General features: G+C 44.3%; 9 protein-coding genes. 5 read left to right on the top strand and 4 right to left on the bottom strand.

Going from position 1 to position 12,668, the window contains the following annotated elements:
• The first annotated feature begins 320 nt into the window (after window positions 1-320).
• From AC1RJL_RS11985 to AC1RJL_RS12005, 5 genes are all read left to right on the top strand, one after another.
• Complete coding sequence (locus AC1RJL_RS11985; protein ID WP_492914253.1) at window positions 321-3,608, top strand: TonB-dependent receptor; 3,288 nt, start codon at window positions 321-323, stop codon at window positions 3,606-3,608.
• A gap of 190 nt (window positions 3,609-3,798) precedes the next feature.
• Complete coding sequence (locus AC1RJL_RS11990) at window positions 3,799-5,310, top strand: tryptophan halogenase family protein (protein WP_492914255.1); 1,512 nt, start codon at window positions 3,799-3,801, stop codon at window positions 5,308-5,310.
• Between the two features lie 33 nt (window positions 5,311-5,343).
• Window positions 5,344-6,360, top strand: coding sequence for a cupin-like domain-containing protein (locus AC1RJL_RS11995; protein WP_492914257.1), 1,017 nt, complete (start codon window positions 5,344-5,346; stop codon window positions 6,358-6,360).
• Between the two features lie 30 nt (window positions 6,361-6,390).
• Window positions 6,391-7,917: a tryptophan halogenase family protein gene (locus AC1RJL_RS12000; RefSeq protein ID WP_492914260.1), complete on the top strand. Its 1,527-nt coding sequence runs from the start codon at window positions 6,391-6,393 to the stop codon at window positions 7,915-7,917.
• A gap of 852 nt (window positions 7,918-8,769) precedes the next feature.
• Window positions 8,770-10,329 carry a glycosyl hydrolase family 18 protein gene (locus tag AC1RJL_RS12005; RefSeq protein WP_492914262.1) on the top strand — a complete coding sequence of 520 codons (1,560 nt, stop codon included), beginning with the start codon at window positions 8,770-8,772 and terminating at the stop codon, window positions 10,327-10,329.
• A gap of 152 nt (window positions 10,330-10,481) precedes the next feature.
• Here the strand turns inward: AC1RJL_RS12005 and AC1RJL_RS12010 are convergent, their stop codons facing one another.
• The 4 genes from AC1RJL_RS12010 to AC1RJL_RS12025 form a co-directional block, all read right to left on the bottom strand.
• Window positions 10,482-10,793: a BON domain-containing protein gene (locus AC1RJL_RS12010; RefSeq protein ID WP_492914264.1), complete on the bottom strand. Its 312-nt coding sequence runs from the start codon at window positions 10,791-10,793 to the stop codon at window positions 10,482-10,484.
• Window positions 10,794-10,868: 75 nt separating this feature from the next.
• The gene (locus AC1RJL_RS12015) at window positions 10,869-11,027 is read right to left on the bottom strand and encodes a DUF3309 family protein (protein ID WP_492914266.1); all 159 of its coding nucleotides are present in this window, start codon (window positions 11,025-11,027) and stop codon (window positions 10,869-10,871) included.
• Between the two features lie 110 nt (window positions 11,028-11,137).
• On the bottom strand, window positions 11,138-11,926 hold the full coding sequence (locus AC1RJL_RS12020) for an OmpA family protein (RefSeq protein WP_492914268.1): 789 nt from the start codon (window positions 11,924-11,926) through the stop codon (window positions 11,138-11,140).
• On the bottom strand, window positions 11,923-12,321 hold the full coding sequence (locus AC1RJL_RS12025; protein ID WP_492914270.1) for a DUF4398 domain-containing protein: 399 nt from the start codon (window positions 12,319-12,321) through the stop codon (window positions 11,923-11,925). Before AC1RJL_RS12025 ends, AC1RJL_RS12020 begins: the two co-directional genes overlap by 4 nt.
• Window positions 12,322-12,668: the final 347 nt, after the last annotated feature.

The raw sequence follows: 12,668 nt of genomic DNA on the forward strand, positions 1-12,668 counted from the left end.
CCGTAGTTAGTAACTTTTGTAACAGCGCCCACTTGCAGTAGCGATTTTTCGCAAAAAGTTCGACTTTTGGTAAAAAAGAGTCCTATTTTTTTTGGCATATAGAATCACAAAAAGGCGGGTGTTAAATTCGGACATTGTTCCGTTTTTAAAAAAAAAGAGGAGTAGAGAGTATTTTGTCGGCGTTTCGTGTTGGGATGAATAAAACTGAAGCGTGTTTCGCATGTACAAAGTAGATGGAGTGTTCATTGAAATACGTGCAGCAGTCTCCCGCGATCGTTTCAATGAGTTTAATACGAGAGAAAACAACTAAGGGGTTGGATATGTTTAAAAGTAAAAACAACATGACAGAAATGTCGAGCAAAGGATTTAAAAGATCCTTGCTTGCAGTATCAATTATGGCTCTGAGCGTGCCGTCGTTTGCACAAACCGCCCAGACTGAAAACCTTGAAGAAGTTGTTGTTACCGGTATGCGTACCAGTATCAATAGCGCGCAGGAAATCAAGCGTAATGCAGACACGGTAAAAGATGTAATTACTGCATCGGATATCGGTGCATTGCCGGATAAATCCGTTACTGAAGCATTGCAGCGCGTTCCTGGTGTAACCATTGAGCGTTTTGCATCATCCAGCGATCCTAAGCACTATGCTGACGAAGGTACTGGTGTATTGGTGCGTGGTCTTGATCGCGTGCGTTCAGAAGTGAATGGTCGTGATGCTTTCAGTGCTAATCCATGGGGCGGCTTAAGCTATGAAGACTTCCCGGCAGAATTGTTGGGTGCAGTGGAAGTTGTTAAAAACCAAACTGCTGATCTGATCTCTGGTGGCATAGCAGGTACTGTTAACCTGATGACTCGCAAACCATTTGACTCAGATAAGCGTATAATCTCTTTCAACGCTAAAGCTAATTATGGTGATTTTCGTGAGGAAGTAACCCCTTCATTTTCTGCCTTATTCGCTGACAGTTGGGAAACTAGTGCCGGTAAATTTGGTTTCTTGATTGCGGGTTCACAATCTGAATATGAGACTCGTGGTGACGGCGTTGGTTTGGGTAACTATCACAGCCGTGGTGTGCTGGATACTTTCTCTTATGATGAGTGGGGTACACCTTCTCCTGGTGTTATTGCAGGTCAGTATTCTCATCCTTGTATTCCTGGTGATCCGGGTTGGCGTGCATGTAGTCCTGCACAACTTAGCGATGGAGCAGGCCAGTACGACGCGGAAGATGCCTCTGCTTACGTACCGCCATACGAAGCACAAGCACTTGAAGGCCAACCTGATGGCGTGACATGGTATGCACCAGCAAACTATCACATTAGCTCCGCTGAAAATGATCGTGAGCGTACTGGTTTTACCACATCGTTACAGTGGGCGAACGTCGACGAAACTATTACTGCAACGCTGGAGCACATCAACTCTAAAGCATCTCTGGAATGGCGCGAACGCGTGATCGCATCTGGCGACCGTGGGTTCCTGGCGTTTGTGCCTAATGCTGTTCAGTGGTTTGACGAATCTGAAGATGGACGGCCATTGACAGTGAATGACCGTGGTTTCCTGACCTCGGGCGTTGGTATCTCTGACGCGCCGGATATGCCGCTGCAATTTCGTTCTCGTTATAACTACAACGAAAATACCGTAGAAGATACCTCATTCAACCTGACCTTGAAGCCAACGGATCGTTTAACCGCGTCGTTTGATTATCAGCATGTTGATTCCGAGCAAATTGTCCATAACTACGGTTTAACTTCTCGCATTAACGGCAATCAAACCAAAGTCAATGCGCCGTTCTTTATGGATTTAAGAGGTTCTACTCCAACATTCGAGTACTTGAATGAAAATGTGTCCTATCCAGCGGACGTTGCTGCGAACACCAATCCAATCTTGCGTTTAGCGAGTGGTATGCAACAGGAGGTCCACTCTACCGCTAAATCTGACAGCGTTAAATTAGATCTTCAATACGAATTTGACGGCATTTTGACTGCAATAAAAACGGGTGTTTATTATTCTGATAAAGACCTGACTATTGGTGATACCGAGTACGAAGGCTGGCAAGCGCTGGGTACTCCATGGAACGCGCAAGATTCTTATAACGCATCACCGCAAGTGGCCCCACAGTTGTTTGAGCGTGTTAGTTTTGCTGATCAGTACAACGGTAAGGTTGTAAAAGGCGATTACAACAGCTTCTTGTTCCCCAGTATGGACTTGACTAAAAACTATATCCAAACCCTGCGCGATGGTTGTGGTACCTGGAGTGCATTGGGTAACGCAATGGATGGCAGTGGTGGATGTGCCCTTCCATATGAAGACCTTGAAGATCGCGTTAATAGCCACTTTGCACCTCGACACTTGAGTTCAACCAATGAAGAGCGCACCGAGTTTTATGTTCGTGGCGACTTTGACTTTGCTGACTTGATAGTACCAGTAAAGGGTAACATTGGTTTGCGCTATGTGAACTACCAACTGAAATCAACGGGTGCTGTGACACTGCCGGCAACGTCCAGACGCGGTACAGATCCGACTCAATCCTTGTATCAAGTCATGCAATCGAAATATCCAAGCCTGTTTGCCCTGGCATCAGGTGAAGCTATTCCAAGCACTGTTAATGGTACCGATTACGACACAGTATTGCCGAGTTTAAACCTGAGTTTTGGTGTGGCAGATGATGTTGTTGTTCGCTTTGGTGCATCCAAAGGACTTTATTACCCCAGTCTGTTGGATACCCGTAATAGTATGGTTGTGAGCTTGGATTACACCGAAGTTCTGCAAAAACCGAGTGAACAGAAAGATGATAACCCGGCAAATGCGACCTATAACCCGGTTATTGATTTGAAAGACATTGAAATCAGTGCTAATGCGCGTAATGCCTACTTGGAGCCTGAGGAGTCAGTTAACTTTGACTTAAGTACTGAATGGTACTTTGCAGAAGCAGGTTCGTTATCAGTCGGTTTATTCCATAAAGAACTGGATAACATTATCCGTAACAAGCAATTCAGCTTGGATCTTGATTACACAGGTACTAATTACCCGATATCAGCATACGGCCCGGATAATACCGGTTCCGGTACTATCCGCGGCGTTGAGTTCTCTTACTCACAGTTCTATGATTTCTTGCCTGGTGCTTGGAGTGGTTTAGGTTTGCAGTTTAACTATACCTATATCGACCAGAACGGATTGGAAGATCCTAATACCAGTCCATCGGAAGATCTTCGCTACAACGGTGCAGGCGTGCCTATCACTGATAATCGCAATAGCTTCCGTGTGTTTACTGGTTTGCCATTGCAAGGTTATTCAGATGAGAACATGAATATCGTTGGTATGTATGAATACAATGATATTTCTTTCCGTCTGGCGTACACCTGGCGTTCCGAGTATCTGTTGACTATACGTGAGTCCGAAGAGTTTGTTCCGGCTTATGCGAAAGCACAGGGTATGGTGGACGCAAGCTTGTATTACACCATTAACGATAACTTGAAAGTGGGTATCGAAGGCAGCAACTTGCTGAATGAAGAGACCAAAACCCAGTATCAATTGAACCAGGCTGGTGATAAGACTGACGCTCTAAGTTTCACGACTGACCGTCGTTATGCATTGAGCCTCCGCGCCACTTTCTAATAGCTGTTTCCTAGAAACAAGCTGATAGAAATGTGTGATTAAAAACGCGCCGCAGTAATGCGGCGCGTTTTTTTAGTTAGACGCTATTTTTAAATTTGCTATTCTTAACTGCTTTGTAATTTTCTATAGTGTAGATACGGGTGCAAAACCTGACCGCACATGGTGAAGATTTTATGGATTCGATTTTACTATGCAAAATAATTTAAGTTCGATTTGTATTGTCGGCGGTGGAACTGCAGGCTGGATGGCTGCCAGTTTGCTGTCTTCCTCGCTACAAGGCACCGGTATAAAAATTACGGTTATCGAATCGCCGGATATTGCCACTATCGGCGTGGGTGAATCGACTGTGCCTTCGATTATTGAATTTTTGCGCGTCTGTCGGATTAATCTTAAAGAATTTGTTGAAGCAACATCGGCGAGTTTTAAGTTGGGAATTCGCTTTGAAGATTGGCTAAAACCCGGCGATCATTACTTTCATCCATTTGGCCGAGTGGGGCAAGATCTGCATGGTTTTGAATTTTATCAGGCATGGTTAAAAACCTGTGCCGATGGACATACTTCTCGCTGGGTTGATCATTCGCCCTGCGCCATCATGGCCGAAAATCATCGCTTTATACTGTGTTCTCCTCAAGAGCGAAACTGGGTATTACGTAATATCGGCCACGCTTTGCACTTCGATGCGATTTTGGTTGCCCGTTATTTACGAGATTTTTCACTGGGCCGCGGTGTTGAGCGAATCGAGGCAACAGTTGATAACGTTATAATTGATGAGCGCCAATTTATTAGTGCATTAGAGTTGAATAACGGTACAACGATTAGCAACGATTTTTTTATAGACTGCACTGGTTTTAAAGGCTTATTAATTGCGGATTCTTTAAAGATTGGCTATGAGGATTGGACACATTATTTACCCTGTAATCGTGCAATTGCTGTACAAGCCACTAATACCGGGGAGCCTCCTCCTTTTACCACCGCTACCGCTCGGGAAGCTGGTTGGACGTGGAAAATTCCATTGCAACATCGTACAGGCAATGGCTATGTTTTTTCCGGCGAGCATTGTTCCGACGACAAGGCCATTGATACTTTATTGAAGACGGTTGATGGTGAATTATTAATTGAACCGCGAGTGATTCCATTTACCACTGGGCGGCGCCAAAAAATATGGCACAACAACTGTTTGTCGGTGGGGCTTGCCTCCGGCTTTTTGGAGCCATTGGAATCTACGGCCATTCATCTGGTGTATAAAACACTGCTTCGCTTTATCAGCCATTTTCCCGATCGGGATTTTGAGCCCCATGTAGAAAAGGCATTTAACCAAAAGATCAACCTCGATTATCAAGAGGTTCGCGATTTTATTATTTTGCATTATTGCACCACCAAGCGTGATGATACGGAATTCTGGCGCTGGTGCCAGAATATGCCTGTGCCCGATTCGTTGAGTGAAAAAATCCACTTGTTTCGCGAGCGTGGCCAGCTAGAGCACAGTTACGGTCAGTTTTTTAGCCAGGATAGTTGGTGTTCAATCCTGGAGGGTATGAAGGTGCGTCCGAAAAAATATCATCCGTTAATGGATGGGTTTGACAGCCAGGGTTTGGCAAAAACGTTGCAAGAGAGTGTGCAAAGTATCTATACAACAGTCATGCAAATGCCAACACACGGTGATTATATCCGGCAGCATTGCGCTGCAAAAAAAGTGATGTAAATGTTGGGTTTTTCCTGACGAGTAACCAATGATATGACGGCCTACAAACAGATTCCTGAGTATCGCGAGCTTCAAGCTCAGCAATTTTTTGAGCAAATAGCGTCCGAACAACAACCTGTGGTTATTCGTGGCTTTGCCCAACATTGGCCACTGGTTGCGGCCGCACAAAAAACGCCGCAGGATTTTGCCACTTACCTGCTGCGTTTTTATACAGGAAAAAAAGCCAGAATTTTTGTTGCGCCACCTGCTGCTAACAAACGTTTTTATTACAACGATGACATGACTGACGTGAATTACATTCGCGGTGAAGAGCGGGTGGATTTGTTTTTGGGGCGTTTGCTGGAATTGATGGATAGAGAAATTTATCCAGCTATCTCCATGCAAAATTCTTTACCCAGTGAAATACTTCCGGGATTGAGTGAGGAAAATAAATCCGACTTTTTCCCCGGTGTGGAGCCGCGCTTGTGGGTTGGTAACGAGGGCATTGTCAGCGCCCACTACGACGGTGCTGATAATATCGCTTGCGTAGTCGCCGGGCGCAGACGTTTTGTACTGTTTCCGCCGGATCAGACCGGCAATTTATATCCGGGTTCGCTCAATTTTACTCCGGCCGGTGCACCGACCAGTATGGTTAATCTACATGAGCCGGACTTTGAGCGTTATCCCCACTTTAAAACTGCATTGGCCAACGCTTACTCTGCAGAGCTTGATCCGGGTGATGCGATTTTCATCCCCATGCTGTGGTGGCATCATGTGGAATCACTGGCAAAAGTGAATGCGTTGATGAATTACTGGTGGAACGGTTCTTCTGCTAAAAGTGCAACATCACCAAGTCCGATTGACAGTTTGAATATCGCATTGTTGGCTATGCGTGATTTAACACCTAAACAACGCAACGCTTGGCGCTACATGTTTGACCATTATCTGTTTAAACAAGGAGTTGACCCAGCTTCTTATATTCCTGAGCATCAGCAGCATATGCTGGGTAAATTATCATCCGAGTATGTAAGAGCTATCAAAGATTACTTTATTGAAAAATTAAAAAAATAGTAGTTATATCAAGCATCCAATGGTGAGTTTATGAATATGACAAGTGAACATCAAAAGCCAAAAAAAATTCTCATTGTTGGTGGCGGTACGGCTGGTTGGATGGCCGCGAATTTAATTGCGTGCCGTTGGAATGATGTCGACGTTTGTCTGTTGGAGTCTAAGGAGATTGGCATTATTGGTGTCGGTGAGGGAAGTACGCCGCACTTGAAATTCTTTTTTGATACTGTAGGCCTGGCTGAATCAGAATGGATGCCTCGCTGTAATGCAACCTATAAAAATGGAATTTCGTTTGCAAATTGGTCGTCTATTCCCGGTTATGAATCCTATTTTCATCCGTTCCCTGCACAAACGGATGACATGCTTACTGTTCCGATTTTTTTTAGCAATATCAACGCACGTATGCAGGGAAATAACGCGAATGCACATCCAGATCATTACTTTTTAGAAACTTATCTTACAAGAGAAAACCTTGGTCCTATACCAAATGAGACGTTCCCGTTTGGTGTTGGCTATGGATATCATTTCGACGCAACTCTCTTGGGGCAATTTCTTGCTGAAAAGGCTGTAAGCAGAGGGGTGAAAAGAATTTTTGGCACCGTAACTGAGGTAGTGCTGGGGCAAAATGGTGCAATAACCTCTGTTAGATTAGATGACGACAGTCTTTTAGAGGCCGATTTTTTTATTGATTGCTCCGGGTTCAAGTCTTTGCTTATGCAAGGTGCATTGAAAACGAGTTATAAAAGTTTTAAAGATAATTTATTTAATAACGCGGCAGTTGTGATGCCGAGTGCAATATCGGAAACTATTCCACCAGAGACAAGATCAACTGCATTGTCGAATGGTTGGGCATGGAAGATTCCGTTAACCAACCGTTTTGGAAATGGTTATGTGTATAGTACTGATTACATCACACCAGATCAGGCCGAAAAAGAATTAAGGCAGCATTTGGGGTTACTCGATAGCGATACCGCAGCCAGGCATCTTCAGATGAAGGTCGGACGTGTTGAAAAACATTGGGAAAAAAATTGTGTGGCAATAGGGTTGTCTCAAGGATTTATTGAGCCATTGGAGGCCACTGCACTTGCGCTTTCGCTTGAGACTATTACACGTTTCATGAAGCATTTTGAAAATGGGTCTTATACCAATAAATTTGAAGAAATCTTTAACAAAGAAATTAATGCAAAATTTGATGGTGTCAGGGATTATATTGTTTGCCATTACAAGGTTAATCAAAGAAAGGATACCGATTATTGGCGGGATAATGCTGCCAATACTAATTTGTCAGAAACTCTTAGTAAAATCTTACATTTATGGTGGAATAGTAAAGATTTTTCAAAAGAGATGTATATGAATAATTTGGTGGGAAGCTATCAACCAAAGTCATGGGCTTGTTTACTGGCGGGTTATGGAGTTTTCCCTTCATTGAAATCTAATGAAATGAATGCTTACTACACGCCACTGCATGATATGGATCAACTAGCTGATTTTATTCGCCGGTGCGGATTGAACTTTAAAGAACATAACGAGTTACTTATAGGTTCAATGTTAACTTCATGAAGATGAGAGTGGATTATGATTATTAATAAAAGTATTTACACTGCTCTGGTTATGCTTTTATTAGGTATCAGTGTGAGAAGTTGAATTGTAATACTTTTATATAGAAGTTCTATTTTTCTCCGCAGGTTCGACTTTTCCCTTATCTATAACTTCTTGTTGCCAGCTATTTTTGTCGATGTTAACGTCCAACAACTGACTAGGTGAATGTCACTTGAATAGTGACTGATCATTATTGCGGTTTACGTTAATGTTGTTAAGTGGTGTATGGGTGATGACATATCTTCACGATGTTTCACATAGATATACGGCATTATTTTGGTTGCTGAATATCTTCCTGCTGGTTACATTTATTGCATTGCTACTGATTGTTTTACTTCCCCGATTTTAGCTTCCTTTTGTTTTCCCGTGACTTGCCAGAGTTATCTCTGGCTTTTTTTTTGCCATCATTAAATGCCCTTTAATATGCATCACAGTTTTCGAGTGATCCATTTGGCGCAATTTCATCCCACTCTGCTTCAGATAAAGTGAGACTTCCCCGTATTTTTCGTGCCTGTGTCTTTTGCCATTCCTTTTTTGTCATCCACATCAACGGTTTTAATCCCACTTGGTTCACTAATGTATGACTTTATGGTGTTTGGGTGCGAGTTTAGGCCTTTTGTTGCGACCCATTTTGACGGGTGCTAGTTTGCTGCGGTGATGATTTTTATTCCGCAGGATTTTTTACTTAACCGAATAACGAACAGAGGTCTCTCTTAAATGCGCGCCTATCATCAAACCTTAAAAAAAACTTTACTTATTCCAATTTCAATTCGGCAATGGTTGTGTGCTAGCTGTCTTGGATTAATTGCACTGGTGGGACTTCCATCTATTGCACAAGCGCAAACCAAAGTGGTCGGTTACATTCCCTCTTACAAAAATATGCCAGCGGTTATTGACCGCACTGATCTCAGTAAGCTCACCCACATTAATCTCTCATTTTTAAATCCAAATGCCAGCGGTGCGGTAACCAATGGCGGCAATCCGGTTTGTATGGAGGGAGCTAGCGCAAGTGATATCAACTACGTGGTACAAAAAGCCCATCAAGCTGGAGTAAAAGTATTGGTATCAGTTGCCGGTGGTGTTCTGCCGTCCTGTTCCGGCAATTGGCAGACACTGCTGCAACCGGCCAACCGTGCAACCATCGTCAATAACCTGCTGCAATTTGTAAACACCTTCAATCTTGACGGCTTGGATATCGACATCGAAGGTGTAGTTCTGACCAATATCGATAACGCAGGAAATTACACGCCATTTATTCAAGCATTGCGCAATGGCTTGCCTGCAGGAAAATTATTAACCTCGGCTACGGCTTCTTATGTCGGCGGGATGGTTCCCACTTCATCGCTGCAATATTTTGATTTCGTCAACATCATGTCGTACGACGCAATCGGACCAGGCTGGGGACAAGCCGGTGTTGAGCACTCGCCCTACTCGATGGCAGTTTCGGATATAAATATCTGGAAAGCACGCGGCCTCACCAAACAAAAAATGGTATTGGGTGTTCCGTTCTACGGATATGGATTTAATGGTTACGCTGCTGCTTATGACTTTGCTTCCATCGTCAACCAATTTGGTTCCGGTGCGGCGCAAGCCGACGTTATCGGCACTCGTTGCGCGGGTTGCAGCTACATTACTTACAATGGTATTCCAACTATTCGCGCAAAAACCCAGCTCGCCTTGCAAGAAGGTTCGGGTGTAATGATTTGGGAATTATCGCAAGATATCGCCGGTGCAAATAATTTGCTTGCTGCCATTCGCACCCAAATCGGCAGTGGTGGTGGGTCAAGCAGTTCGTCTACATCAACGGGTTGTCCGGCGTGGGTAAGCGGACAAAATTATGTCGCAGGTAATAAGGTGGCTTATCAAGGCGGTTACTACATTGCTAAATACGACAACCCCGGTTACATCCCCACCGTCAGCACTTATTTCTGGGAGCCGATTGCCGTGTCCGCTTGTGGTGGTGCATCTTCATCGAGTTCATCTGCGGGTGCATTTACCCGTTTGATTCAAGCAGAAGCCTACACTGCGATGAGTGGTGTGCAATTGGAAACCACTACGGATACCGGTGGCGGCCAAAATGTTGGCTGGATTGATGCAAATGATTGGATGGCGCACGCTAATATTAATTTTCCGAGTAGCGGCACCTACAAAGTGGAATACCGTGTAGCTAGCCCAAGCGGCGCACGCTTGTCACTGGATTTAAATGCAGGTGCAATTCAATTGGGACAAGTCAATATTCCTGCAACAGGTGGCTGGCAAACCTGGACTACGGTTTCTCACAACGTGTCGATTAATGCTGGAACTTATAGCGTGGGCATTTTTGCGCCTGTCGGCGGCTGGAATATTAACTGGATCAGGTTTACCAAGCTGTAATTAATGAGTTCTTTATTCTTCCTTCGTTTTTCTCCCGGACTTGCGGATCTTTTTAGATCCGCTTTTTTATTTAAGACCGTAGAACATTATCCATAATAAAAAAGGCTGCAATTTGCAGCCCTTTTTATTTCAATCAGATGAAGCGATAATTATCACTTCACCCGAATATCGTTTTTAACGGATTGCACACCTTTTACACTGCGAGCAACTTTGCTTGCCTTGCTAACGTGAGATGAATTAGCTACGAAACCACTCAGTTGCACTACGCCTTTAAAAGTTTCAACCTGAATTTCAGTTGCCTTAAGTTCATTGTCTTCAATGAAGGCCGCTTTTACTTTAGTAGTGATTACCGCATCGTCGAAATATTCGCCGGTACTTTTTTCTTTTGCGGTTGAAGAACAGCCAGCCAGTAAAACAAAAAAGGATAACAGCACAGCAGTGAAATAATGAGAATATGTTTTCATAATTTAATATCCTTTAAGTGAAAAATTTAAAACTATTGTTAATGATGGACCGGATTAAAAGACTCATTGCGTCGGTCAGACGTAACCAAGCAGTATGAGTATGATTAAAATCAAAACCACTAAACCTAAACCACCACTTGGGCCATAACCCCAGCTGCGACTGTGAGGCCACGCTGGAATTGCACCAATCAGGATTAAGATCAGGACGATTAATAAAATTGTGCCAAGAGTCATAATTTTTCTCCTTGCTTTACCTTTACAATAATTTCCCTGATTTTCCCTTCGGTGCTATCCATTGCGGAGGGATTGCAGCTGGCTTACGCCAGACTGCGTTAAGCCCAATATTATTGACCGGAACTGACTTGACCTGGCGTTGCAATAATGACTTCAACACGCCGATTCATTTGTCGTCCGGAAGAGGAGTCATTCGATGCAATGGGCGAGCTTTCACCTTTACCAACAGCGGTAATACGATTAGAGGCAACGCCTTGGTTCAACAAAAATGCTTTAACAGCATCGGCACGATTTTGCGAAAGCACCTGGTTAAAGCTGTCGCTACCCACACTATCGGTGTGTCCTTCAATTACCAACGACCGATCTGGGTACTGCGCAAGGAATCCACTGAGCTTGCTCAGATTGGCAGTAGCAGTACCACGCAAATCCGCCTTACCGGTTTCGAACAACACATCACCCAAGGTAACAACCAAACCGCGCTCGGTTTGTTTCGCATTGAGTTCTGCCAGTTGACGACGGAGGGCCTCAGCTTCCTGGGTACGCGAAGCCAATTGTGCTGCGGTAGCTTGGCCGCTGATTTCTTTGCGCTTATCTTCCAATAACCGCGCTTGCGCTAAAGCCGCAGCAGTGTCTACTTTGCGATCGGCAAGATAGACAAGGTGCTTCGCATAGGCAGTGTCTTTGCGCGGCTCTTCAGCGGTGCGAACAGCTGCTTCGGCATCTTTGATAGCAACCGGAGCTCGCGTGGCCAATTCGGAATTTGATTGCAGCTGTGTCAATTTCGCACGCACTTCACTTGCTCCATCAGGTGCTTTGGGAGTAGAGCTACAACCTGAGAAAATCAAGCTGGCTAATAGTGCAGAAAAAATTGGACCTTTTGATGCCATGGTAAATTTCATTGCACACCTCCTGAATTACGTTGTAGTTCCTGCTCCAGCACATTGACGTTTTTGTGTAACTCGTCATTCACTTCCTGGGCTTTTGCAGCAGCAGCTTTGGCTGTAGCCAATTCCGCATCGACACGCGATTGCTCAGCCAAGCGTGCAGCAGTGGTCATTTCCTCTTTCGCTACCGCAGCGCGCGCTGCTGTTAACTTGTTACGGGCCTCGCCCAATTCAGGAGATGCATAATCTGCAACCCGCGCTTGTTCTGCAGTAGCAATGGCAAGCTCTGCCGCTTGTAATGCTTGGTCGGGTGCTTTAGGTGGAGAACTGCAAGCCGCTAAAAGCGCCCCGCTGAGCGCCAGGATCGCCACGCGGGAAGCGCTCTTTCCGTGGATTATTGATCTAATCATAGTATTAGTCCTCGTTTAAAAACGACAATTCACTTATTTGCCTCGTTACCCAATGTACGAGAATAAGTGTGACAGTCTCAGCTTAGGGATTCGCTAGCTCCAGCTCAGTGCGTTATCGCGCTTAAATAATTGCAAAGCAAAAAAAGCTGAAGAAGTCACAAATTCTCATTCGCTCTTAAAAAGCTGGCCGTATGAGCGGGTGTGATCCCAAAAACACGGGTACTGGATTCGGAAATTATTTTATTTGTTGATTTTTAAAATAGTTTTTAATTGCATTGATGTTGTTATTGGCAATTGAACAAAGCGCAACTCCTAATTCTATTGAACCACCGGTGAGGTGAAATATT

The sequence above is a fragment of the Cellvibrio sp. GW822-FHT04B05 genome (genome assembly GCF_058800985.1).

What these genes read in the sequence shown, in the direction of transcription:
- AC1RJL_RS11985 (WP_492914253.1), top strand. Translation starts at nt 321, where the DNA reads ATGTTTAAAAGTAAAAACAACATGACAGAAATGTCGAGCAAAGGATTT.
- AC1RJL_RS11990 (WP_492914255.1), top strand. Translation starts at nt 3,799, where the DNA reads ATGCAAAATAATTTAAGTTCGATTTGTATTGTCGGCGGTGGAACTGCA.
- AC1RJL_RS11995 (WP_492914257.1), top strand. Translation starts at nt 5,344, where the DNA reads ATGACGGCCTACAAACAGATTCCTGAGTATCGCGAGCTTCAAGCTCAG.
- AC1RJL_RS12000 (WP_492914260.1), top strand. Translation starts at nt 6,391, where the DNA reads ATGAATATGACAAGTGAACATCAAAAGCCAAAAAAAATTCTCATTGTT.
- AC1RJL_RS12010 (WP_492914264.1), bottom strand. Translation starts at nt 10,793, where the DNA reads ATGAAAACATATTCTCATTATTTCACTGCTGTGCTGTTATCCTTTTTT.
- AC1RJL_RS12015 (WP_492914266.1), bottom strand. Translation starts at nt 11,027, where the DNA reads ATGACTCTTGGCACAATTTTATTAATCGTCCTGATCTTAATCCTGATT.
- AC1RJL_RS12020 (WP_492914268.1), bottom strand. Translation starts at nt 11,926, where the DNA reads ATGAAATTTACCATGGCATCAAAAGGTCCAATTTTTTCTGCACTATTA.
- AC1RJL_RS12025 (WP_492914270.1), bottom strand. Translation starts at nt 12,321, where the DNA reads ATGATTAGATCAATAATCCACGGAAAGAGCGCTTCCCGCGTGGCGATC.